This window comes from Xanthobacter pseudotagetidis, from assembly GCF_043194795.2.
In the GTDB taxonomy this organism is placed as follows: Bacteria; Pseudomonadota; Alphaproteobacteria; order Rhizobiales; family Xanthobacteraceae; genus Xanthobacter; species Xanthobacter tagetidis_A.
Map to the genome: position 1 here is coordinate 2,222,798 of NZ_CM195534.1, position 23,763 is coordinate 2,246,560.

Annotated in this window: 20 protein-coding genes and 1 tRNA gene; 12 read left to right on the top strand and 9 right to left on the bottom strand. The window is 70.6% G+C overall.

Annotated elements, in window-relative coordinates; genetic code table 11:
• Positions 1 to 28 precede the first annotated feature (28 nt).
• Positions 29 to 2,659, bottom strand: coding sequence for an aminopeptidase N (gene pepN / locus V5F67_RS10200; RefSeq protein ID WP_394019557.1), 2,631 nt, complete (start codon positions 2,657 to 2,659; stop codon positions 29 to 31).
• A gap of 222 nt (positions 2,660 to 2,881) precedes the next feature.
• Positions 2,882 to 4,102 (bottom strand): mannonate dehydratase, encoded by a 1,221-nt coding sequence (gene uxuA, locus V5F67_RS10205; RefSeq protein WP_394019555.1) that lies wholly within the window; start codon positions 4,100 to 4,102, stop codon positions 2,882 to 2,884.
• Between the two features lie 334 nt (positions 4,103 to 4,436).
• On the opposite strand from uxuA, the gene crtY reads away from it, so the two are divergent.
• From crtY to V5F67_RS10225, 4 genes are read left to right on the top strand one after another with little or no spacing between them, the layout of a single operon-like run.
• Positions 4,437 to 5,594, top strand: coding sequence for a lycopene beta-cyclase CrtY (crtY, locus tag V5F67_RS10210; RefSeq protein WP_394019553.1), 1,158 nt, complete (start codon positions 4,437 to 4,439; stop codon positions 5,592 to 5,594).
• Positions 5,591 to 7,108, top strand: a complete 1,518-nt coding sequence (locus V5F67_RS10215) for a phytoene desaturase (protein WP_394019551.1) — start codon at positions 5,591 to 5,593, stop codon at positions 7,106 to 7,108. Before crtY ends, V5F67_RS10215 begins: the two co-directional genes overlap by 4 nt.
• Positions 7,105 to 8,040 (top strand): phytoene/squalene synthase family protein, encoded by a 936-nt coding sequence (locus tag V5F67_RS10220; protein WP_394019549.1) that lies wholly within the window; start codon positions 7,105 to 7,107, stop codon positions 8,038 to 8,040. Before V5F67_RS10215 ends, V5F67_RS10220 begins: the two co-directional genes overlap by 4 nt.
• On the top strand, positions 8,037 to 9,290 hold the full coding sequence (locus V5F67_RS10225; RefSeq protein ID WP_394019547.1) for a glycosyltransferase: 1,254 nt from the start codon (positions 8,037 to 8,039) through the stop codon (positions 9,288 to 9,290). Before V5F67_RS10220 ends, V5F67_RS10225 begins: the two co-directional genes overlap by 4 nt.
• Positions 9,291 to 9,293: 3 nt before the next feature.
• Here the strand turns inward: V5F67_RS10225 and V5F67_RS10230 are convergent, their stop codons facing one another.
• The 4 genes from V5F67_RS10230 to V5F67_RS10245 form a co-directional block, all read right to left on the bottom strand.
• Positions 9,294 to 9,803: a sterol desaturase family protein gene (locus V5F67_RS10230; RefSeq protein ID WP_394019545.1), complete on the bottom strand. Its 510-nt coding sequence runs from the start codon at positions 9,801 to 9,803 to the stop codon at positions 9,294 to 9,296.
• A 124-nt stretch (positions 9,804 to 9,927) separates the two neighbouring features.
• A complete protein-coding gene (locus tag V5F67_RS10235; protein ID WP_394019543.1) occupies positions 9,928 to 11,118 on the bottom strand; it encodes an ABC transporter permease in 1,191 nt (396 codons plus the stop codon).
• Entirely contained in the window at positions 11,115 to 12,089 is a 975-nt protein-coding gene (locus V5F67_RS10240; protein WP_394019541.1) for an ABC transporter ATP-binding protein, read from the bottom strand. The genes V5F67_RS10235 and V5F67_RS10240 overlap by 4 nt, the downstream gene beginning before the upstream one ends.
• Complete coding sequence (locus tag V5F67_RS10245) at positions 12,086 to 13,063, bottom strand: polyprenyl synthetase family protein (protein ID WP_394019539.1); 978 nt, start codon at positions 13,061 to 13,063, stop codon at positions 12,086 to 12,088. Before V5F67_RS10245 ends, V5F67_RS10240 begins: the two co-directional genes overlap by 4 nt.
• A gap of 199 nt (positions 13,064 to 13,262) precedes the next feature.
• Here V5F67_RS10245 and fni point away from each other — a divergent pair, with 199 nt between their 5' ends.
• Positions 13,263 to 14,312, top strand: a complete 1,050-nt coding sequence (gene fni, locus V5F67_RS10250) for a type 2 isopentenyl-diphosphate Delta-isomerase (RefSeq protein ID WP_394019536.1) — start codon at positions 13,263 to 13,265, stop codon at positions 14,310 to 14,312.
• 19 nt (positions 14,313 to 14,331) lie between these two features.
• Here fni and V5F67_RS10255 read toward each other — a convergent pair whose 3' ends face one another.
• Complete coding sequence (locus V5F67_RS10255) at positions 14,332 to 15,147, bottom strand: DUF1194 domain-containing protein (RefSeq protein WP_394019534.1); 816 nt, start codon at positions 15,145 to 15,147, stop codon at positions 14,332 to 14,334.
• Between the two features lie 475 nt (positions 15,148 to 15,622).
• Positions 15,623 to 15,699 (bottom strand) — tRNA-Pro (locus V5F67_RS10260).
• 152 nt (positions 15,700 to 15,851) lie between these two features.
• Here V5F67_RS10260 and fabI point away from each other — a divergent pair.
• The 4 genes from fabI to V5F67_RS10280 all read left to right on the top strand — a co-directional run bounded on the left by fabI (position 15,852) and on the right by V5F67_RS10280 (position 19,086).
• Entirely contained in the window at positions 15,852 to 16,679 is an 828-nt protein-coding gene (fabI, locus tag V5F67_RS10265; protein ID WP_394019532.1) for an enoyl-ACP reductase FabI, read from the top strand.
• A 77-nt stretch (positions 16,680 to 16,756) separates the two neighbouring features.
• Positions 16,757 to 17,254: a hypothetical protein gene (locus tag V5F67_RS10270; protein WP_394019530.1), complete on the top strand. Its 498-nt coding sequence runs from the start codon at positions 16,757 to 16,759 to the stop codon at positions 17,252 to 17,254.
• Positions 17,255 to 17,322: 68 nt separating this feature from the next.
• The gene (locus tag V5F67_RS10275) at positions 17,323 to 17,952 is read left to right on the top strand and encodes a histidine phosphatase family protein (protein WP_394019528.1); all 630 of its coding nucleotides are present in this window, start codon (positions 17,323 to 17,325) and stop codon (positions 17,950 to 17,952) included.
• A 381-nt stretch (positions 17,953 to 18,333) separates the two neighbouring features.
• Positions 18,334 to 19,086 (top strand): hypothetical protein, encoded by a 753-nt coding sequence (locus V5F67_RS10280; protein WP_394019526.1) that lies wholly within the window; start codon positions 18,334 to 18,336, stop codon positions 19,084 to 19,086.
• 84 nt (positions 19,087 to 19,170) lie between these two features.
• On the opposite strand, the gene V5F67_RS10285 is transcribed toward V5F67_RS10280, so the two are convergent.
• Positions 19,171 to 20,484 (bottom strand): hemolysin family protein, encoded by a 1,314-nt coding sequence (locus tag V5F67_RS10285; RefSeq protein ID WP_394019524.1) that lies wholly within the window; start codon positions 20,482 to 20,484, stop codon positions 19,171 to 19,173.
• Between the two features lie 192 nt (positions 20,485 to 20,676).
• On the opposite strand from V5F67_RS10285, the gene aroC reads away from it, so the two are divergent.
• The 3 genes from aroC (at position 20,677) to ribB (ending at position 23,737) form a co-directional block, all read left to right on the top strand.
• Complete coding sequence (gene aroC / locus V5F67_RS10290; RefSeq protein ID WP_394019522.1) at positions 20,677 to 21,789, top strand: chorismate synthase; 1,113 nt, start codon at positions 20,677 to 20,679, stop codon at positions 21,787 to 21,789.
• A 98-nt stretch (positions 21,790 to 21,887) separates the two neighbouring features.
• Positions 21,888 to 22,277: a PRC-barrel domain-containing protein gene (locus V5F67_RS10295; protein WP_394019520.1), complete on the top strand. Its 390-nt coding sequence runs from the start codon at positions 21,888 to 21,890 to the stop codon at positions 22,275 to 22,277.
• A 146-nt stretch (positions 22,278 to 22,423) separates the two neighbouring features.
• The gene (gene ribB, locus V5F67_RS10300; RefSeq protein WP_394019518.1) at positions 22,424 to 23,737 is read left to right on the top strand and encodes a 3,4-dihydroxy-2-butanone-4-phosphate synthase; all 1,314 of its coding nucleotides are present in this window, start codon (positions 22,424 to 22,426) and stop codon (positions 23,735 to 23,737) included.
• The last annotated feature ends 26 nt before the right edge of the window (positions 23,738 to 23,763 follow it).

Genomic DNA, 23,763 nt, shown 5'->3' on the forward strand with positions numbered 1-23,763 from the left:
TAGCGGCGCCTCCGCGAGGCCGCCCATCTCAGCCGAGGCTGCGGGTGGCGATGTCGGCGACGTCGGGTGACAGTCCGGGCGTGTCGGCGACGCGGCGCAGTGCCGCTTCCGCGTGGCCCCGGCGGCCCGGCTCCAGCTGGCGCCAGGTCTTGAATGCCGAGAGCAGGCGCGAGGCCACCTGCGGGTTCTTGGCGTCGAGGCTCAGAACTACGTCGGCGAGGAAGGCGTGGCCTGCCCCATCGGCACGGTTGAACTGGGTCGGGTTGGTGGCCGCGAACGCGCCCACGAGCGCGCGAACCCGGTTCGGGTTGCCCATGGAGAAGGCCGGATGCAGCATCAGCGCCTTGACCCGCTCCAGCGTCCCGGCCTCGGGGATCTGCGCCTGGAGGGTGAACCACTTGTCGATCACCAGGGCATCGCGCTCGAAGCGGGCATAGAAGGCGTCGAGCGCCGCCGCCCGCTCGGGCCGGTCGTGCTGGGCGAGCACGGCGAGGGCGGCCATGCGGTCGGTCATGTTGTCGGCCGCAGCGAACTGGGCCTGGGCGCGCGCGACACCCTCGTCGGAGCCGGACACGGCGAGATAGTCCAGCGCGAGGTTGCGCAGCGCGCGCCGTCCGGCCGAGGCGGCATCGGGCGTGAACGGGGCGGCGGTGCCGAGCGCGGCATAGGTCTCGGCCAGCGGCCCGGCGAGCGCCGCGCCCAGCTTGAGCCGCAGCGCCTTGCGGACGGCGAACACCGCGTCTGGATCGACGTCGCTGCCCAGCTCGCGGGCGATCTCGCCTTCGCCGGGCAGCGCCAGCGCCTGCGCCTTGAAGGCGGGATCGAGCGCGGCGTCGGCCAGGAGCCGTCCGGCGGCATCGATGAGCGCCGCTTCGCCGTCGGCAGCGCCGCCGCGGGCGGCCCTGGTGAGCAGGCCGAGCGCGAGGCCCTGGAGCGCGTCGAAGCGGTTGAAGGGGTCGCCGTCATGGGCGGCGAGGAACACGCGGTCCTCGGGCGTGAGGTCGCTCTTGAGGTTCACCGGCGCCGAGAAGCCGCGATTGAGCGAGGGCACGGGCTTGGCGTCGAGGCCGGTGAAGAGGAAGCTCTGCTCCTTCTGCGTCACCTCCACCACGCCGCGCTCCACGGGCGTGTTGCCGAGCATCAGCGGCATGTCGGCCCCATCCGGACCCACGAGGCCGAGGGCGAGCGGGATCACCATGGGCTTCTTTTCGCTCTGCCCGGGCGTCGGCGGCACGGACTGCTTCACGTCGAGGCGGTAGGTGCCGGCGGCCTCGTCCCAGGCACCCTTCACCTCCAGCGTCGGCGTGCCCGACTGCGAATACCAGAGCGCGAACTGGGAGAGGTCGTGTCCGGTGGCGTCGGCGAACGAGGCGAGGAAGTCCTCGATGGTGGCGGCCTCGCCGTCATGGCGCTCGAAATAGAGGTCCATGCCCTTCCGGAAGCCCTCCTCGCCCAGGAGGGTCTTCAGCATGCGGACCACCTCGGAACCCTTCTCGTACACGGTGGCGGTGTAGAAGTTGTTGATCTCGCGATAGGTTTCCGGCCGCACGGGATGGGCGAGGGGGCCCGAATCCTCGGTGAACTGCGCCGCCTTCAGCATCCGCACGTCGGAGATGCGCTTCACCGGCCGCGAGCGCTGGTCGGAGGAGAACTCCTGGTCGCGGAAGACGGTCAGCCCCTCCTTCAGGCACAGCTGGAACCAGTCGCGGCAGGTGATGCGGTTGCCGGTCCAGTTGTGGAAGTATTCGTGGGCGATCACGCCCTCGATGCCGGAATAGTCGGCGTCGGTGGCGGTCTGCGGCGAGGCGAGAACGTACTTGTCGTTGAAGACGTTGAGGCCCTTGTTCTCCATCGCTCCCATGTTGAAGTCGGAGACGGCGACGATGTTGAACACGTCGAGGTCGTACTCGCGGCCGAACGCCTCCTCGTCCCAGCGCATGGAGCGCTTCAGCGCGTCCATGGCGTAGCCGGCGCGCGCCTCCTTGCCCTCCTCCACATAGATGCCGAGCTCCACCTGCCGCCCGGAGGCGGTGGTGAAGCTGTCCGAGACCTTGGCGAGCTTCCCGCCCACCAGCGCGAACAGATAGGAGGGCTTCGGCCACGGGTCGTGCCACACCGCGAAGTGCCGCGAGGCGCCGAGCACCGGTCCGGAGGACACGAGGTTGCCGTTGCCGAGCAGCACCGGCGCCTCGTCCAGTTCCGCCTCGATGCGCGTGGTGTACACCGCGAGCACGTCCGGCCGGTCGGGGAAATAGGTGATGCGGCGGAAGCCCTCGGGCTCGCACTGGGTGCAGTAATTGTTCGAGGTGCGGTAGAGGCCCATCAGCTGGGTGTTGGCGGTGGGGTCCACCAGGGTCTCGATCTCCAGCGTGAAGGCATCGGACGGCGGATGGCGCAGGGCGAGGCGCTCCGGGCTCGCCTCGAAGCTGGAGCCGGCGAGCGGGGCGCCGTCGAGGGCGAGGCGCACCAAAGTGAGGCCGTCCCCCTCCAGGATCACCGGCGCGTCCGGCGTGCCCTCGGGATTGCGGCGCAACGCGAGCCTGGCGGTGACGCGGGTCTGGGTGGGATGGAGGGCGACGTCGAGATCCACGGTATCCACCAGCCACTCCGGGGGGCGGTAGTCGGCAAGGCGGACGGCTTGGGGCTCGGCATCACGCATCGGGGCGCTCCTGGAACGGTCTCTGGAACGGTCTGCGGCGCGCGCCGCGATCGGCGGGCAGAGTAGAGCGCGACCTTGGCGGAAGAAAGCCGCCTGACGGCGCCTGCTTCTGCCCGGGGGCATGTCTCTGCGGCAGGTGCCGGGAGCAGACGCGGCGGCGCCTGTCCCGCCGCCCCTTTCGGCCGCTGACCGAGCGGTGGCCACCCGTCTTTCCCGCTGCCCTCAGCCGCAGCGGACCCCCGGGTGCTCCAGCGCGGTCATGATGCCGCGCAGCTCGGCGAGGCCCTTGAGCCGGCCGATGGCGGGATATCCCGGCTGGCCGCCGCGGCCGATGTCGTCGAGGATGTCCTGGCCGTGGTCGGGCCGGAACGGGATCTGCGCGTCCGCGCGGCCCTCGGCGCGGCGGCGTGACTCCTCCCTCAGAAGGGCGGCGATGGTGGCCACCATGTCGGTGACGCCCTTCAGGTGCTCGTCCTCGTGGAACGAGGCGCGGATGCCGTCCGCGATGCCCTCACGGCGGACATTGCGCAGGTGCACGAAATGGATGCGCGGACCGAGCCGCTCGGCCATGCCCGGCAGGTCGTTGTCGGGCCGGACCCCGAGCGAGCCCGAGCACAGCGTGACGCCGTTCGCCGGGCTCGGCACCGCATCGAGGAAGAAGCGGTAGTCGGCTTCCGTCGAGACGATGCGCGGCAGGCCGAGCAGCGGGAATGGCGGGTCGTCCGGATGGCAGCACAGGCGGATGCCGAGCTTCTCCGCCGTCGGCACCACTTCGGCGAGGAAATCCACGAGATGGGCGCGCAGCCGCTTGGCCGACAGGCTGTCATAAAGCGCCAGCTGGCCGCGCAGGCCGTCGAGCGTCCAGCCGTCCGCCGCGCCGGGAAGGCCGGCGCTGAGGTTGCGGGCGAGGGCGGTTCTGGCCTGATCGTCCATGGCCGAAAAGCGCCGCGCCGCCTCGTCCTTCAGGGCCGCGCCGAAATCCTCGGGCGCGCCGGGGCGTTGCAGGATGAAGAGGTCGAAGGCGGCGAAGTCGGCGAGGTCGAAGCGCATGGTCCGCCCGCCATGGTCGACGCGGAAGGCGAGATCGGTGCGGGTCCAGTCCAGCACCGGCATGAAATTGTAGCAGACGGTGGCCAGCCCCTCCGCCGCGAGCGCTTCCAGCGAGGCCTTGTAGTTGGCGAGGTGGGCACGGACGTCGCCGGTCTGGCGCTTGATGTCCTCGGAGACGGGAAGGCTCTCGACCACGTCCCAGGTCAGGCCGGTGGGCGCGCCGTCGGCGTGGAACGCGACCTCGCGCTTGCGCCGGGCGATCTCGGGGCGGGTCCACACCGCGCCGGTGGGGATGTGGTGCAGCGCGCTCACCACCCCGTCCGCCCCCGCCTGCCGGACGGCGGAGAGCCGGACGATGTCCTTCGGGCCGAACCAGCGCCAGGTCTGCCGCATGCCCTTGCTCCCGCTTCCCGATCCGCCGCGGCTCCCGGCACCGCCGAGGGCCGCCCGCTCTAAGCGGAACTGGTATGGTAGCTCTCGCGCGGTGTCAAAAGACGTGGCTGGTCCGCAGTCAGCGGATGCCGGAGCGCGGCATTCCCTCTCCCCGGCGGGAACAGCGGCGCCCGCGCGGGGAGGCATGAGCAGGAGGAGGCGCGGGAGAGCTCAAACAGGCCCGGTCCGCCGGCTCCGCCGTTTGGGTGGTGGCACCGGCGGGCCGAACCGGCTATTGGCTCGGGCAGGCGCGCCTCCCGCGGCGCCATGCAATCGGCGGTTCGGATCGGCGGCGATGGACGACATCCTTCTGGTGGGCGGCGGCCTCGCCAACGGCCTGATCGCCGCGCGGCTCGCGGAGCGGCGGCCGCAGCTGCGCATCCAGGTCCTGGAGGCGGGGGAGGCGCTCGGCGGCAACCACACCTGGTCGTTCCACGGCAGCGACGTCGATGCCGCCAATGCGGATTTCCTGGCCCCGTTCCTCGCCGCCTCCTGGCGCGGCACCGACGTGCATTTCCCCGGCCACTCGCGGAGGCTTCCCGGCGACTATGCCAGCATCTCCTCGGCACGCCTCGCGTCGGTTCTGAGCGGGCGCCTCGGCGAATGCATCCGCACCGGGGTCCGGGTGGCGACGGTGGCGGCGGACCATGTGGTGCTGGAGGACGGCGGGCGCCTTGACGCCCGCGCCGTGATCGACGGCCGCGGCGCGGCGCCGAGCCGGCACCTCGACCTCAGCTGGCAGAAGTTCGTCGGCCTGGAACTGCGCCTGGAGAAGCCCCATCGCCTCACCCGGCCCATCATCATGGATGCGCGGGTGACGCAGCTCGACGGCTACCGCTTCGTCTACGTGCTGCCGCTCGATCCCGATACCCTGCTGGTGGAGGACACCTATTACGCCGATGGACCGGAGCTTTCCGCCGAGGCCGTGCGCGCAAGGGTGATCGCCTATGCCGCCGGCATGGGCTGGCGCGGGCAGGTGGTGCGGGAGGAGGAGGGGGTCCTGCCCATCGCGCTGGGCGGCGACATCGCCGCCTTCCTGGACGACGGGCCGCAGGGCGTCGCCCGCGCGGGGCTCCGGGCGGCGCTGTTCCATCCCACCACGGGCTACTCGCTGCCGGACGCGGTGGCGCTCGCCGACCACGTCTCGACCCTGCCGGACCTCTCCGGCCCGGCGCTGGCCGCGGCGATGCGGGATTTCGCCGTGAGGAGGTGGGAGAGCCGCGGCTTCTTCCGCCTGCTCAACCGCATGCTGTTCCGCGCCGCCGAGCCGGCGCACCGCTACCGCATTCTTGAGCGCTTCTACCGCCTCTCGCCCGGTCTCATCGCCCGCTTCTATGCCGCCCGGCTCACTTTGACGGACCAGGCACGCATCCTCACGGGCCGCCCGCCCGTACCTTTGTGGCGCGCCATGCGCTGCCTTACCGAGACCAGAGGTTCACCGAGTTCCGCATGAAACCCGATCCCGCCCGCCCTGCCGCCCGCCGCGCCGCCGTCATCGGCTCCGGCTTCGGCGGCCTTGCCCTCGCCATCCGTCTCCAGGCCGCCGGCTTCGCGACCACCGTGTTCGAGAAGCGCGACAAGCCGGGCGGGCGTGCCTATGTCTACGAGCAGGACGGCTTCACCTTCGATGGCGGTCCCACCGTCATCACCGATCCCACCTGCCTCGAAGAGGTGTTCGCGGCGGCCGGCAAGCGGCTTGAGGACTATGTGGAGCTGATCCCGGTCTCGCCCTTCTACCGCCTGCTGTGGGAGGACGGCGCGCAGTTCGACTACGTCAACGACCAGGCGGCGCTCGACGCCCAGATCGCCGCCTTCTCGCCGCAGGACGTGGAGGGCTATCGGCGCTTCCTCGCCTATTCCACCGCGGTGTTCGAGGAGGGCTATCTCAAGCTCGGCGCTGTGCCGTTCCTGCATGTCTCGGACATGGTGAAGGCCGGCCCGAACCTGATGAGGCTCCAGGCCTGGCGCTCGGTCTATTCCATGGTCTCGAAATTCATCGAGAACGAGCACCTGCGCGAGGCCTTCTCGTTCCATTCGCTGCTGGTGGGCGGCAATCCCTTCTCCACCTCCTCCATCTACGCCCTCATCCACGCGCTGGAGCGCAAATGGGGCGTGTTCTTCCCGCGCGGCGGCACCGGGGCGCTCGTGAAGGGCATGGTGCGCCTGTTCGAGGACATCGGCGGCACCATCCGGCTCTCGACCCCGGTGGACGAGATTGTCGTCGAGGGCGAGCGCGCCACCGGCGTGCGGCTTGAGGGCGGCGAGGCGCTGCCCTTCGACCTCGTCGCCTCCAATGCCGACGTGGTCCACACCTACCGGACCCTGATGCGCGGCAGCGCGCGCGGGCGCTCCTACGGCAAGAGCCTCGCGGCCAAGCGCCATTCCATGTCGCTGTTCGTGACCTATTTCGGTGCCAACCGCACCTGGGACCATCTCCAGCACCACACGGTGCTGTTCGGCCCGCGCTACAAGGGCCTCGTGAACGAGATCTTCAGCGGGCCGCAGGTGCCGGAGGACTTCTCGCTCTATCTCCATGCCCCCACCGTCACCGACAAGAGCCTGGCGCCGGACGGCTGCACAGCCTTCTACGTGCTCTCGCCGGTGCCGCACCTGGGCAAGGCCGGGATCGACTGGGACAAGGAAGCGCCGCGCTATCGCGACCGCATCCTCGCGTCCCTGGAACGGCGCCTTTTGCCCGGCCTCTCGGATGCCCTGGTGACGAGCCGCATGCTGACCCCGTTCGGCTTCCGCGACGAGCTGAACGCGCATCTGGGCTCGGCCTTCTCTGTGGAGCCGATCCTCACCCAGTCGGCGTGGTTCCGCCCGCACAATCGCGACGACAGGATCGCCAACCTCTACATCACCGGCGCGGGCACCCATCCGGGAGCGGGAGTGCCGGGCGTGGTGGGCTCGGCCAAGGCCACCGCCTCGCTGATCGTCGCCGACTTTGCGGGGGGGCAGGCGTGAGCGGAGCCGATGGCATGGTTCTCGCCGCGAGCGAGGAATCCATCGCCCAGGGCTCGAAGAGCTTCGCCGCCGCCGCGCGCCTGTTCGACGCCCGCACCCGTGCCGATGCGGTGATGCTCTATGCCTGGTGCCGCCACTGCGACGACGTGGTGGACGGGCAGGTTCTGGGCATGGGCCGCGCGGAGGCTGCCGGAACGCCCGCCGAGCGGCTCGACGCGCTCTATGAGGAGACGCGCAGCGCCTATCGCGGCGCGCCCTCCGCCCACCCCGCTTTCGCCGCCTTCGCCGAGGTGGTCCGGCGCAACGACATTCCCGAGCGTTATCCCCTCCAGCTGCTTGAGGGCTTCCGCATGGACGTGGAGGAGCGGCGCTATCAGAGCATCGATGACACGCTGACCTATTGCTACCACGTGGCGGGCGTCGTCGGCGTGATGATGGCGCTCATCATGGGCGCGCGCGACGAGGTGGTGCTGGACCGGGCGAGCGACCTCGGCCTCGCCTTCCAGCTCACCAACATCTCGCGCGACGTGGTCGAGGATGCCGGCATCGGCCGGCTCTATCTGCCGGCGGACTTCCTCGCCGCAGCGGGCGTGCCGGAGGATCGCGTGGCGGCGCCGGAGAACCGGGAGAAGGTCGCGGCCGTTGTGGCGCGCCTGCTCGACGTGGCCGAGCCCTATTACGACCAGGCGCTGATCGGCATCCGCGCTTTGCCCCTGCGCTCCGCCTGCGCCATCGCCACGGCGCGCGCGGTCTACCGCGCCATCGGCACCAAGGTGCGCGCCCAAGGCCCCAACGCGTGGGGCGCGCGGGCCTCGACCTCGAAGGCCGAGAAGCTGCGCCTGCTCGCCGGCGGCGTCGCCGAGGCGGTGGGCTCGCGGTTCGCCGGACCGGCGCCCGCCCGGCCCTCCCATCTGTGGACGCGGCCCTCATGACCCATTTCGCCGTCGTCGCCCCGCCGCTGCCGGGCCATTTCAACCCGCTCCTCGTGCTGGCGCGCGAGCTCGGCCGGCGCGGCCACCGCGTCACCTTCCTGCACATGGCGGATGCCGCCCGCCTCGTGGACGGGAAGGGCGCCGGCTTCCACGCGGTGGGCGCGCGCGACTATCCGCCGGGCGCGCTGAAGGCCTATGTGGACCGGCTCGCCAAGCCCACCGGCCTGTTCGGGCTGCTCGGCACGCTGCACGCCACCGCCGCCCAGACCGACATGCTGTGCCGCGACCTGCCGGGCGCGCTGCGGGAGATCGGTGCGCAGGCGATGATCGCCGACCAGACCGAGGCGGCGGGCGGCCTCGTGGCGCGCGCTCTCGGCATTCCCTTCATCTCCACCGCCACCGCGCTGCCGCTCAACCGCGAGCCCACCGTGCCGCCGCCCTTCGTGCCCTGGCCCTACGACCTGAGCGAGAAGGGCCTCGTCATGAACAAGGGCGGTTACCAGGTCACCGACCTTCTGATGCGCCCCATGCGCAAGGTGCTGATGCGCCATGGCGCGGCGTTCGGCCTCGATCCGTTCGCCGGCCAGGGCTTCTCGCCGCTGCTCACGGTCTCGCAGGTGCCGCAGGCGCTGGACTTTCCGCGCAGGGAGCTGCCGGCGACGTTTCATTACGGCAGCCCATGGCGAGACGGGGCGAGCCCGGTGCCGGTGGAGCCGCTCGACCTTGGGCCGGATGACGGGCGGCCGCTGGTGTTCTGCTCGCTCGGAACGCTCCAGGGGGCGCGGGCGGACATCTTCCTGAAGGTGGCGGAAGGCGCGCGCGATCTCGGCGTGCGGCTGCTGATCGCCCATGGCGGGCTGCTGGCGCCGCATGAGGTGAAGCGGCTCGAGGCGCTAGGCGAGGTGCGCGCCTTCGTGCCCCAGGGGGAGGTGCTGGGGCGCTGCAAGGCGGCGGTGCTCCATTGCGGCATGAACACGGTGCTGGACGCCATGGCGGCCGGCGTGCCGCTGGTGGCTGTGCCCATCGCCTTCGAGCAGCCGGCGACCGCGTCGCGGCTCGCTTATCACGGCGTGGCGAAAGTGGTTCCGGCCGGCAAGCTGAGCCGGCGCCGCCTGCGGGACGCGCTCGGCGCGGTGCTCGGCGATCCCGCATTTGGAGCGGCGGCGCGGCGCGTGGCGGCGGCGATGGTGCAGGGCGGCGGCGTCTCGGCTGCTGCGGACCTGATCGAAGGCGCGGTCGGCAGCCGCTGACCGCTATTCCGCCGCTTCCGAGTTGATGTCCGAATTCTTCAGGCTGCCGCCGTGCAGCCTCTTGAGCTTGGCCTTCAGCGCCGGCACCGAGGGGGCGTAGAGGAAGCCGAAGGAGACGCAGCCATCCTTGCCCTCCACCGCATGGTGCAGCCGGTGCGCCTGGACAAGGCGCTTCAGGTAGCCCTGGCGCGGCACGTAGCGGAACGGCCACCGCTGGTGGGTCAGCCCGTCATGGACGAAGAAATAGAGGAAGCCGTAAACCGTCATCCCGACGCCGATCCACAGGATCGTGCCGCCGTCGTTGCGGCCGAGATAGATCAGGATGATGGCCAGCACCGCGAACAGCACCGCGTAGAGGTCGTTGCGCTCGAACGCGCCCTCGCGCGGCTCGTGGTGCGACTTGTGCCAGCCCCAGCCGAAGCCGTGCATGACGTATTTGTGCGCCGCCCAGGCGACGCCTTCCATGGCGGCGACGGTCGCGACGACGATGAGGACGTTGACGAGGATGGTCATGACCTTGTTCTCACGGCCGTAGCCCGCCGAGCTGCTTCCAAGCGCGCGGCGGACGATGGCATAGGTGCTGAAGTCTAGCGCCGCGCGCGAGCGCGGCCCTGCTCCAGATCAATTCGGCCCGGCCTCAGCCGAGCCGCACGGAACGGTGCACCAGAGCCACCGCGAGCACCCATCCCGCAACTGCGAATATAAGGAGCGCGGCCAGCGAAGGCAAAAGCGCGGCGAGCGAATCTCCTCGCCAGAGCGCACCTTGGAACGCTTCGATGCCCCAGGCGGTGGGCGTGAGCGCGCCCGCCTGCTGCAGCCAGTGCGGCATCAGGAAGCGCGGCACCATGGAGCCGCCCACCGCAGACACCAGCAGCACCGCGAAGGTGGAGAGCGTCTGCGCCTGGTGGCGCGTCTGGGCGGCGGCGGCGATGGGCAAGGCGATTCCCGCCGCCGCAGCAGCAGCGGCCAGCGACACCACGGCGAGGGTCGCTCCATGGGCGAGCGCCGGCACGCCGTAGGCGATCTGCGCCACCGCCAGCAGAACCGCCGAGAGGGCAAGCCCCTGGAGCACCAGGAACGCCATCTTGCCGGTGACGAGGGCGAGAAGGCCCCCCTTCGCCATCACCACCCGGTCGAACACGCCGGAGCGGCGCTCGTCCACGAGGCTCGCGGCGCCGAGCACGGCGGTGAACAGCAGGAACAGCATGGCGATGGCGCCGGCATAATAGGTGATGGTCGGCGCATCCTTCAGGCGGGCCACCGGCCGGCGCTCCACCAGGTCGGCGCCGCCGCCCTCCACCAGCTCCCTGGCCTTGGCGACGGACTGCTCCAGGCGGTCCTTCTGCTCGGGCGTGAACGCGCCCACCAGAACCTGGATCTGCGCCGCCACCCGGCGCATGGCGATGCCGGGCAGCTCATGGCCCAGCACCTCGTTTAGGCGCGCCAGCAGCAGCGAGCCGGCGACCGCCCGGCCGGGATCGGACAACACCACCAACGGCGGCCTCTCGGTGGCAGCGGCGGGATCGCCGCGGACGATCAGGCCCACGTCGGCGGCGCCGTCGGCGACGCGCTTGGCGACCTCGTCTTCGGGGATCACGCTGACATCGAGGTCCGGCGCCGCCGCGAGCGCGGCGATGAGCGCGTCGGCGGCCGGCGCGTCCACGGCGCGGGCCGCCGCCACCGTCACCCGCGCCGTGTCGCCGCCGGCGCCGGAGAAGATCGAGGCAAACAGCAGGAACAGCAGCGGCGGCAGCACGAAGGTCATGATCAGCGCCCCGCGGTCGCGCGCGGTGGTCAGCGCCTGGGCGCGCATGATGGCGAGGATCATGGCGCGGCCTCCCGCATGGCGAGCGCGTAGAGGGCCTCGAGCCCCGCCGCCTTGAGCGCCAAAGCGCGGGGCGCGGCGCCCATGGCGTCCAGCGCGGCGATGAGGGCGGCGGCCGCGTGGGGATCGTCGGCGACGAGGCCGCAATAGAGATCGGGCTCGTCCGCCGGCGCCAGCCCCAGGGTCGCCAGCGCGGCCTTGCGGGCGCCGTCGGGCACCGTGCCGAAGGTCACCTCGGCCATGCGGCGGCCCTTGAACCGGGCGGCCAGAAGGTCCGCAAGGCCGCCCTCCAGGATGAGGCGGCCGGCCTTCAGGATCGCCGCCCGGTCCGCCACCCGCTCCGCGAAGGCAAAGTCGTGGGTGACGAGCAGGATGGCGAGCCCGTCCGCGGCGAGGCGCTGGACCAGAGCGGCGAGGTCCTCGCGCGCCTGGGCGTCGATGCCGACCGTGGGCTCGTCCAGCACCAGGAGGCGCGGGGCGCCCACCAAGGCGGCGGCGACATTGGCGCGCCGCTGCCAGCCGCCGGAAAGGCGGTCGATGCGCTCGCCGGCGCGCTCGGCGATGCCCGCCCGCGCCATCACCTCCCCGACACGGGCGGAGAGCCCGCGCCAGGGCACGCCGGCGAGGCGGGCGAAGGTCTCCAGGTTCTCGCGGATGGTGAGCGGCCGGTAGAGCGCGATCTCCTGTGGCGCGAGGCCGATCAGGCGGCGGGCCGCGGCCTCCTCGGCGTCGACACCGCAGATGCGCACCGTGCCGTGCCGGGCTTCGAGCCGCCCGCAGACGGCGCGCAGCAGCGTGGTCTTGCCGGCGCCGTTGGGGCCGAGGAGCACGGTGACGGCGCCGGCGGCCACGGCGAGGCTCACGCCGGTCAGCACCATGCGCGCGCCGAAGCCCGCGCTGAGACCCTCCATCAGGAGCGGCGGGGCTTCGGCACGGTCGGTTCGGCGGGCATCGTCCTGGAGCGCGGCGCTCACGGCGCCAGCGGCCCCATCAGTTCACCGAAGGCGGCATCCATGAAATCGCGCAGAGGCTCCTGGCCCTCCCGGTTGGGTCCGAGGTCTTTAGAGGCTTGGAGCGCGCCCGCCAAGTGCTCGGCGAGCAGCTTGCGCGCCCTCGGGGCGCCGAGCGAGGCGATGACGGTGACCTTGTGGGCGTCCTTGCCCACGTCCTTGCCGAGCGCGGCGGCGGAGGCGGAGGCGTCGAGGATGTCGTCGAGGATCTGGTAGGCGCGCCCCACATGGGAGGCGAAGGCCCGCAGCTGTCCTGACTGCGCGTCGTCGGCGCCCGCCACGTGGCCGGCGATCTCAGCGGCGGCGGTGAACAGGACGCCGGTCTTGCGGCGGTTCACGTCCTCGGTGGCGGCGACGGTGCGGCCGGGTGTCGGGTGGAGGTCGTCGAACTGGCCCCCGCACAAGCCGAGCGAGCCCACCGACAGGGAGAGGACCGCCACCGCGTCGAGCCGCACCCGGTCCGGCACGCCGGGGGCCGCGCCGGCGACGCCGAAGGCGCGCGAGAGCAGGGCGACCGCGGCCAGCATGGCCACGTCCTCGCCATACTGCACATGGGTCGTGGGCTGGGAGCGGCGCACCTTCGCGTCGTCCATGCACGGCAGGTCGTCCATGATGAGCGAGGAGGCGTGCACCATCTCCAGGGCGCAGCCGAAATCCAGCACCTGCTGCTCCGACCCGTCGAGCTGGAGCACGCCGGCGATGGCGAGCAGCGGCCGCAGGCGCTTGCCGGGTGCCAGCATGATGTGGCGCATGGCGGCGTGGAGCACGGCGGGATGGGCCGCTCCGGTGGGGACGAGCAGGCCCAGCCGGCGCTCGATCACCGCACGCAGGTAGGACAGGTCCCGCGAGCGCAGGACCAGGTTGTCCGCATCGTCGGCTGCCGGCGTCTCCTCCACCGGGTGTGCGGGCAGCGCATCCCGGCTTCCATTATGGCTCATGAACGCTCGCCCCTCTTTGGCGCCCGGCCGAAGTCAGATGCTCGAACAATACGTTGTCTTGAATGCCTTTAGATCACCCCCTAGACATTGGCGCTAGGGGCGGGCGCACGCGGGCGCCGCACCGTGACCTTACGGGCACAGCCGGCCCGACGGTGGCGCGGCCTCAAGTACCTCCCTCCATTCGGAGCGCTCATTGCCCATGAACAGCCGCAACGATGAGGGTGCCGACGCGCAGAAGCGCAAGCAGGACCATATCGACATCGTGCTCGACGGCGCCCGCGCCCGCTCGCGGGTTTCGGCCGGCTTCGACGCCGTGCGGCTCGTCCATTGCGCGCTGCCGGAAATCTCGCTGGACGAGGTGGACCTCTCCACCACCTTCCTGGGCCGCCCGCTGAGGGCGCCGGTGCTGATCTCCTCCATGACCGGCGGGCCGGCGCAGTCCGAGCGCATCAACGCCCATCTCGCCGAGGCGGCGCAGGCGCTGGGGCTGGCGCTCGGCGTCGGCTCGCAGCGCATCGCCATCGAGCGGCAGGGGGCGGCGGGTCTGACGCGCGATCTGAGGCGGCGTGCGCCGGACGTGGCGCTTTTTGCCAATCTGGGCGTCGCCCAGTTCGTGAAGGGCTACGGCGTCGACGAGGCGCGGCGCGCGGTGGAGATGATCGGTGCCGACGGGCTCATCCTTCACATCAACCCGCTCCAGGAGGCGATCCAGCCCGAGGGCGACCGGGACTGGCGCGGCGCGCTCGGCGCCATCGCCGCCCTCACGCGGGCGCTGGAGGTGCCGGTGATCGCCAAGGAGGTTGGCTTCGGTCTCTCCGGCGCGGTGGCGCGGGCGCTTCAGGACGCTGGCATCGCGGCTCTGGACGTGGCGGGCGCGGGCGGCACCAACTGGGCGCTGGTGGAGGGTGAGCGCGGCATCGGCGCCTCGAAGGCCGTGGCCGAGGCGTTCGCCGACTGGGGCATCCCCACCGTCGCCTCCCTCGCGGCGGTGCGCGGGGCCTGCCCCGATGTGCCGCTGATCGCCTCCGGCGGCGTGCGCCATGGCGTCGACATGGCGAAAGCCATCCGCCTCGGCGCCGACCTCGCGGCCCAGGCGGCGGGAACCCTGGAGGCGGCGCTCCGGTCCACCGAGGCGGTGGTGGACCATTTCACCGTCGTCATCCGCCAGCTCGCGGTGGCTTGCTTCGCCACCGGCGCGCGGGACCTTTCGGCGCTGCGGCGCGTGCCGTTGGAGCGGGCGGAGCCCTGAGCCGGCGCCGCCCGTCGGCTCAGTTGCTCCAGTGCTCCATCCAGATCTTCTCGCCGATGGTGCAGGAGATGCGCGGGGCGGCATCCGCCACGCGGCGGATCGGGCCGGCCGCATCCGGCACCCGCACGCCCGCCACCTCCAGCACCAGCTTGGTCTTGATGGCGCGCGCGAACTCCTCGCGATGCTGGACCGGGATGACGAACGCGCCGGGTCCGCCGATCACGCAGTCCTCATAGTAGAAATCCAGCTCCGGCACATCGATGGCCGAGGAGGCGGAGCGCTTCAGCAGCAGCGGCAGGCCGTTGATGGTGATGCCGCGCTTCACCACCGAATCGCGGGCGAGGGCCACGGGCGGGCCCTGGTTGTTGACCCCGTCGCCCGACACGTCGATGACGCGGCGCACGCCGGCATAGCCGTTCAGGTCGAACTGATCGGCACTGTAGAGCAGGGCGCTGGAGATGGAGGTCCGGTAGACCCGCCGCAGCGGCGCCTCCCGGATGGCGTCGGCATAGGCCTGGGCGGTCTCGGGACCGTCGACCACCCGCCAGTTGACGACGATCTGCTGCTCGTTCTCGCCCGCCCATTCGATGTAGGCGATGGCGATGCGCCCGTTGAGGCCCTGCCTGAGGGCGTCGAGGAACTCGCGGGAGGTGAGGGCGCTGGCATAGCCTTCGCGCTGGAGCGCCTGCTCCTCCACGTCCATGGAATAGGAGACGTCCACGGCGAGGACCAGCTCCACGTCCACCTCCAGGTCCCGCGGTGATGCGGCGCCCGCCGAGCCCTGGAGCAGAGCTCCTGCCAGGAGTGCGCCCAACCAAATCTTGGCGTTCGACATTCCTTTCTCCCTTCCGAGCCGGAAAGGCGCGACATCGCGTCGCGAGAATGGTGTCACCAACACTTCAGGCGACAAAGCGGTTAGCCGCCTCTTTTGTTTTCATGCGTCGCGCTGCAACGCAGCATCGCTTCGCGGGAAGGCCGGGCCCGGGCGCGACCCGCCTTCTGGTGCAAGACCTTGGTCTTCATGACACTGCACAAAATTAAAGCAGTGCAAAAAGTCGCGGTCCGGCGCCTTGGCGGTGCTCGCGTAAGGGGTGGTGGGGTGGAGCATGAAACCAATGGTCGCGGCAGGGTGCCGAATCGGTTGGAAGGTCACCTCCGGCCCCGATTCGTTCCCGCGATTCGCACCTGACGGGGCGGCCATGCGGGGAAGGCGCCGTTGAGTAAGCCGTCGCCGCCGCGCGTGCAGGCATAGGGGGACATTTGTGGGGTGGCCGGGCTTCGCGAATGCCCGAATGGGGCAGGAGCCCGAATGGTCGGAGTGGCAGGATTTGAACCTGCGACCCCCACGTCCCGAACGTGGTGCGCTACCAGACTGCGCTACACTCCGATCCAGGCGGCTGCCTCTAGCACGCGCCCCTTCACCGAAGCAAGGGCTTCCGAAGCGGCTTCGCTTGAACGGGGGATGGCCCCATGCCATAGGAAGCCCGCCGCCGGTGCGCCGCGCGGCGTCAACGCCTTGGGATTTCGGAGTGCAGGCACATGGCGACGGACGGTTTCGCGAGCGGTCTCATGAAGGGCAAGCGCGGGCTGATCCTGGGCGTCGCCAACAACCGATCCATCGCTTTCGGCATTGCCAAGCAGCTGCGCGCCCACGGCGCCGAGATCGCCCTCACCTATCAGGGCGAGGCGCTGAAGAAGCGCGTGGAGCCGCTCGCCGCCGAGCTTGGCGGGTCGCTGGTGGGCCATTGCGACGTGACCGAGCCCGAGACCATGGACGCCGTCTTCGCCGAGACGGAGAAGCTCTTCGGCACCATCGACTTCGTCGTCCACTGCATCGCCTTCTCCAACAAGGACGAGCTGGACGGGCGCTACGTGGACACGACCGCCGACAATTTCTCCAAGACCATGCTGATCTCCTGCTTCTCGTTCACCGCCATCGCCCAGCGGGCGGAGAAGCTGATGCCGAACGGCGGCTCGCTCCTGACGCTCACCTATTACGGCGCCGAGAAGTGGATGCCCCACTACAACGTGATGGGTGTCGCCAAGTCGGCGCTGGAGGCTTCGGTGCGCTATCTGGCTGCCGACCTCGGCCCCAAGGCGATCCGCGTCAACGCCATCTCCGCCGGCCCGATCAAGACGCTGGCCGCCTCTGGCATCGGCGACTTCCGCTACATCCTGAAGTGGAACGAGCTGAACTCGCCGCTGCGCCGCACCGTCACCACCGACGAGGTGGGCGACACCGGGGTCTATCTCCTGTCCGATTTGTCCCGCGGTGTGACCGGCGAGGTGCACCATGTGGACGCCGGATACCATATCGTCGGCATGAAGCACCCCGACGCGCCGGACCTCGCTCTGGTGCGCGATTGACCGGCTGCCCCGCGGCAGCCGCCACCGGTCGCGGACGGGATGCGCGTGTTTCAGGGCGTGCGATGAGGAGATCGATCATGCTGGTTGCCTGCCGCCGTGCCTTCGCCGTTCTCGCGCTCTGCGCCGCATCCGCCACCGGAGCGGCCGCGCAGAGTCTGCCGACCCTGCAGGAATATCCCCTGCGCGACCGGGTGTTCGGCTCGGGCGGCGCCTTCTTTCCGGACTATGTGACGCCGAGCTATTACGGCATCACCTACATGACCGGCAGCGGCGCCGGCACCAGGGGTGCCATCTTTGCCGCCGGCACCACCGACTACAATTGCCAGCAGACCCAGGTGCCCACCATCAAGGTGCTTTCGGCGCCGCCCCGTGGCCGCGTCACCATGGGCTACGGCAGCTTCGTCGCCACCGGCCGGGACGGCGGCGCCATGAACCCCTGCATGGGGCGCACGCTCAAGGGCGTGGTCGTCCGCTACAAGGGGCCGTCGGCGCCGGGCGACAAGGTGACGCTGCGCGTCACCTATCCGACCATGGGCGCGTGGTACGACCACGTGGTTTCGGTCTCCGGCCGGTGAGAGGCGCGCGCGCCGCTTGCCCTGCGAGCGGCCCCCGCCCTCCGCTTCGGCGCGCCGAGGAGCGCGGCATGAACGAGGAGACCCGCGCGCAGCCGGCCGGTGTCGCGGCCGGGGAAGGCCGCAGGCTGTTCTTCGTGCGCCACGGCGAGACCGACTGGAACGTGGCCGGCCGCCTCCAGGGCCGGCGCGACGTGCCGCTGAACGCGCTCGGCCGCATCCAGGCGGCGCAGGTCGGCCGGGTCCTGAACCAGCTGGTGGGCGACGTCTCGGGGCTCGGCTATGTGTCGAGCCCGCTGTCGCGGGCGGTGGAGACCATGCGCATCCTGCGCACCACGCTCGACCTGCCGGCGAGCGCGTTCGACAGCGACATGCGCCTCGCGGAACTCTCCTTCGGCCGCTGGGAGGGCCAGACCTGGCCCGAATTGCGCCGCCGCGACCATGACGGCGTGCGCCGGCGTGACCTCGACCCCTGGCGCTTCCAGCCGCCGGGCGGGGAGAGCTACCTTGATCTGTGCGCCCGCGTGGAGAAGGCGATCGCCGACCTGCCCGGCGACGCAGTGGTGGTGACCCATGGCGGCGTCGTGCGCGCTGCGCTCCACGTGCTCGCCGGCATGCCCGAGGGCGAGGCGGCGCTGCTGCCGGTACGCCAGGGCGCGGTCTATGTGGTGGCCGGCGGCGCCTTCAAGGTCGCCGACTGAGCCTTCGCCCATGATCTCCGCGCGGAGCCCTTCCCCTTGCGGGAGGTGCCCGGAGCCCCGGCGCTCGCCGTTTCGTCCTGGCCGTCATGCCCCGGCTTGACCGGAGCATCCATCCCGTCCACTGGCATGCGGCGCGGTTCATGGGCCCTCCGGTCAAGCCGGAGGGCGACGGGGCGAGCGGCGACGGCGCTCCGGACACCCCCAAGGGGCGAGGGGAGGCGCCCTCCCTTGAGGCCTCCCGGCCGGCAGATGTGGCGCGCCGGCTGCGTCCCGTGCCCCTGGCACCCCTCTTGCTCCGTGTCCCCGAACGGGCGCCGCTCCTGTCGCGAACGCGACGGAATCGGCGCTCGCGGCGCAGATTCGTGGGCTTCGGGACACGCCATGACCGACATGACGGAACTTCGGAACCGCAAGGTTCCCCTTAACCTCGCCATCGTCCATGTGGACCCGGTGGCGTTCGTCTCCAACTACATGGGCTGGCTGGAGATCACGGCCTTCATCTCCGCGCTGCGGGCCGGCGACGCCGAGGTGCCGGCGGATGGGCGGACGCCGGCGCTCACGCCGGCGCAGCTGAAGGGCGGCGTGGTGCACGAGGTCGGCAACGACGCCGTGTTCGCCTTCTGCATGACCGCGGCCCTGAAGGGCGAGCGCGCGGCCGTGGACCAGGTGGAGGGGGTGCTGAAGGACCGCTTCGGCCCCGACTTTCCGGGCTCGTTCGGCCTCTGGCACTTCCGCGCCGCCATCGATGCGCCGACCACGCTCGACGACTTCGTCGGCCAGGCCGGCAAGAAGATGTTGACGGGCGACATCCCGCCGCCGCCCATGCGGGCGCGGGAGAACTGGAACACGGGCCTGCGCTTCTTCGAGAAGGCGCGGAAATCCAACTTCGTGCACGAGATCATGTATCCGCTCGCGCTGTGGACCCGTGCCCGCTGGAGCGAGACCGAGGAGAAGGGAGTCTCCTTCCTCGCCCATATCGAGGACAACCTGCCGGTGCTGCGGGAAGTGCTGGCCGACGCGCGCAACGACGAGCCGTTCGTCGCCAACCTGCTGCTGCGCATGGCGCCCGGCGTCGACATGGAACTGACCGACGAATATCAAGGCTTCCTGCGCTCGCTGGCGCGGCGCAACTGAGCCGAACCCGAAGGCGGGACGGAGCAGGGGGCGCGCCGCTTCGAGGGGGGCGGGCGGCAGCCGCCGCCGGCCACTGCGACGGCCTCAGCTGCCCTCCGCGACCTTCTGCCGGTGCAGGATGTGCGGGCGCGACACCAGCATTTTGTCGATGCGCCGGCCGTCCATGTCGACGATCTCGAAGCGCCAGCCGAGCGCATCGAACACCGCGCCCTCTTCCGGCAGCTCCTTCATGCGCGAGAGCGCGAAGCCGGCGACCGTGTGGAAGCCCTCCTCCAGCGGCAGGTCCACGTCCAGCAGCTCGCGCAGCTCGTCGATGGGGGTGTCGCCGGCCACCAGGAACGAGCCGTCCTGCCGCTCCACCACGTTGCGCGCGACGTGGGTCTCGGTGGCCACCGAGCCGGTGATGGCAGCCAGGAGGTCGTAGCCGGTGACGATGCCGGACATGTCGCCGTACTCGTCCACGACGATGCCCATAGGCACGTCGGCCCCGCGCAGGATGCGCATGGCCTCGAGCGCGCCGACGCCCTCCACGAGGAAGGGCACGGTCTCCACGAAGTCGCGCGGGTCCGGGGTCTCGCCCTTGAGATAGGCGTTGAGCAGGCGCTTGGCCTGGATCACGCCGATGGTCTCCTCGGGCGAGCCCTCGCACGCGGGCAGGCGGCTGTGCGGCGTCTCCAGCAACTCGGCGCGCACCTCCTCGGCGGACTTCGAGATGTCCACCCATTCCACATCCGTGCGCGGCGTCATGATCGCCGTCACGGGACGGTCGGCGAGGCGCATCACGCCCGATATCATGCGCCGCTCGGCGGGATCGATGACGCCGGCGGATTCGGCCTCGGTGATGATGGCGCGGATCTCCTCGTCGGTGACGCCGCTCGACCGGTCGCCGCCCGCGCCCAGGAGGCGCAGCGACAGCCGGGTCGAAGCATCGAGCAGCCAGACCGCCGGGGCCGACACCTTCGAGAGGGTCATCATCAGCGGCGCCACGAGGCAGGCGAGGGGCTCGGGATTCTGCAGCGCCAGCCGCTTGGGCACGAGCTCGCCGACGATCAGCGAGACATAGGTGATGGCGGCCACCACCACCGTATAGCCCACCGCGGCGGCGGCGCCAGCGGGCATGCCGGCTTCGCGCAGCGCGTCGCCGAGCTGGGTGCCGAGGCTGGCGCCGGAGAAGGCACCGGCCAGGATGCCGATGAGGGTGATGCCGATCTGCACCGTGGACAGGAAGCGTCCCGGATCGGCGGCCAGGTGAAGCGCCGCGCGGGCTCCGCTTTTTCCCTTCTCCGCCATGGATTTGAGGCGGGCAGGGCGGGATGAGACGATGGATAGCTCGGCGGCGGCGAGAACGGCGTTCAGCAACACCAGGACGAGAACGATGAGGATTTCGAGAAAGGGCATGGCGGGGGCAATTGGTCTCCGTCAGCGTTCTCCATAGCACAGACCAAGGGTTCTGCGCGATGGGAAGGTCGGATGAATGGTAGCGGAGCCCGCAGGTGGTCCCGCGGCCGGGGCCGCCGATGCCGCGGTCATGCGGTTTGCATGGGCGCGCGCCTCGTCCTATTGAGCCTGCGTCACGGGATCGCGTCCGCCATGTCGTTCAACACTTTCGGCCAGATGTTCCGCTTCACCACCTTCGGCGAGAGCCACGGGGTGGCCCTCGGTTGCGTGGTGGACGGCTGCCCGCCCGGCGTGCGCTTCACGCGCGATGACATCCAGGCCGCGCTCGACCGGCGCCGGCCCGGCCAGTCGCGCTTCACCACCCAGCGCCGCGAGCCGGACGAGGTGAAGGTGCTCTCGGGGGTCATCGACCATCCGGAGGGTGGCCTCGTCGCCACCGGCACGCCGATCGCGCTCCTGATCGAGAACGTGGACCAGAGGTCCAAGGACTATGCCGCCATCGCCGGCGCCTACCGGCCGGGCCATGCGGACTTCACCTACGACATCAAGTATGGCCTCAGGGACCATCGCGGCGGTGGCCGCTCCTCGGCGCGCGAGACCGCGGCGCGGGTGGCGGCCGGCGCGGTGGCGGCCAAGGTGCTGCCGGAAGCCACGGTGCGCGGGGCGCTGGTTCAGATCGGCGACATCGCGGTGGACCGCGCCCGCTGGGACTGGAACGAGGTGCCGAACAATGCCTTCTTCTGTCCCGACGCCGGCACGGTGCCGCTGTGGGAGGCCGAGCTCGACCGCGTCCGCAAGGCCGGCTCCTCCATCGGCGCGGTGGTGGAGGTGGTGGCCGAAGGCGTGCCCGCGGGCCTCGGCGCGCCGGTCTACGGCAAGCTCGACGCCGACCTCGCGGGCGCCATGATGAGCATCAACGCGGTGAAGGGCGTGGAGATCGGCGACGGCTTCGCCACCGCCCGCCTCACCGGCGAGGAGAATGCCGACGAGATGCGCCTCGGCAATGAGGGGCGCCCGCACTTCCTCTCCAACCATGCGGGTGGCATCCTCGGGGGCATCTCCACCGGGGCGCCGGTGGTGGTGCGCTTCGCTGTGAAGCCTACCTCCTCCATCCTCACGCCGCGCCGCACGGTGGACCGGCTCGGCCAGGAGACCGAGATCGCCACCAAGGGCCGCCACGACCCTTGCGTCGGCATCCGCGCCGTGCCGGTGGGCGAGGCCATGATGTGGTGCGTGCTCGCCGACCACCTCCTGCGCCATCGCGGCCAGGTGGGTGGCTTCGTGCGGTGGCCATTCGAGGTCTAAGCCAAGGCTACGCTTTGATATTTTCCGTGGCGCGGCGGGAACGCCCGCGCCTCCGGCTCGTTTTCCCCGCATGGCAACCACGCGGAGGAGACAGCTTCATGCATACCGACGTGCGCAATCCCAACATCAAGGAGACCCACTCCCTCGTCGCCAGCGACATGGTGGTGGGGACCTCCGTCTATGACCCGCGCGGCGAGCATATCGGCTCGGTGGAGCGGCTGATCCTGGAGAAGGAGAGCGGGCAGGTGTCCTACGCCGTGCTGAGCTTCGGCGGCTTCCTCGGCATCGGCACGGACTACTACCCCGTGCCCTGGTCCATGCTGACCTACGACGAGGGCCTGGGCGGCTTCCGCGTCTCGATCACCAAGGAGCAGGTGGAGAAGGCGCCGAAGTATGGCGCCAACGAGGAGTATGACTGGTCGCGCGAGAACGGCCAGCGCATCCACGACTATTACGGCGTGCCGCCCTACTGGCGCTCGGTGATGTGACGTCCTCGGGTCGTCGCGGCGGGCGGGGCCCGCAGGCATGCCGGCTCCGCCCGTTGTTTTTGCTTGGCTTTACGATGATTTTTATTCATAGCGAATGTGCCTTAAATTTCATTGTCACTGAAATTAGCGCCGTCTATGCTCCCCGCATGAAGCTCGCGGACTGGCTCACGTCGACCGGCACCAAGCGCAGCGCCTTCGCGCGGCAGGTGGGGCTCTCGCCCGCCTCCGTCACGGCGCTGTGCAACGACGACCGCGCCTGGATCTCCCGCGAGACCGCCGAGAAGATCGCCGAGGCCACCGGCCACCAGGTCACCCCGAACGACTTCCTCGGCGTATCCGTGCCGCCGCTCATCCGAGGTTTGCCCGTGACCGACACCACCCAGGCCCGCGTCCAGTCCGCCATCGAAGCCTTCGCCCGCGGCGAGATCATCGTCGTCACTGACGACGACGACCGGGAGAACGAGGGCGATCTCATCGTCGCCGCCTCGCTGGCGACGCCGGAGAAGATGGCCTTCATCATCCGCAACACCTCGGGCATCGTCTGCACGCCGCTGCCGCCCTCCGAGGCGCGGCGCCTGCGGCTAGATCCCATGGTGTCGAACAACGACGCGCCCATGGGCACCGCCTTCACCATCTCGGTGGACCTGAAGCACGGCACCACCACCGGCATCTCCGCCGAGGAGCGCACCAACACCGTGCGCGCGCTCGCCAATCCCAACATGGGCGCCGCCGACTTCGTGCGGCCGGGCCATGTCTTCCCGCTGATCGCCAAGGAGGGCGGGGTGCTGATCCGCTCCGGCCACACCGAGGCGGCGGTGGATCTGTGCCGGCTCTCCGGCGTGCCGCCGGTGGGCGTGATCGCCGAGCTGGTGAACGACGACGGCACGGTCCAGCGCGGGCCGCAGGTGGCCGCCTTCGCCGACAAGCACAATCTTCTGCGCATCTCGGTGGCCGACCTCATCGCCTACCGCCAGGCGCGCGAGAAGCTGGTGACGCGGGCGGCGGACTTCCCGGTGCCCACCTCCATCGGCGAGCTGCACGGCTTCTCCTATGTCACCCCGTTCGACACCGTGAACCATCTCGCTCTGGTGCATGGGCGCATCGGCGACGGCGAGAAGGTGCTGGTGCGCCTGCATCGCGCCGATCCCATCACCGACGTTTTCACCGGCGGCAAGGTGATCCAGAAGTCGCTGGAGCGCATCCGCGACGAGGGGCGCGGCGTCCTGGTCTATCTGCGCGACGGCACCATGGGCGTGCCGCCCTCCGCCATGGGGCCGGGCGAGAAGAGCGCGAGCGAGCTTGCCCGCGACCGCCAGTGGCGCGAGGTCGGCCTCGGCGCCCAGATCCTGCGCGACCTCGGCATCCAGTCGATTCGCCTGCTCGCCTCCAAGGCGCGGACCTATGTGGGCCTCGCCGGCTTCGGCATCGAGATCGTCGAGACCGAGACGCTGGAGGCGTGAGCCCTTGCGGTCGGCAAGGGAACCCT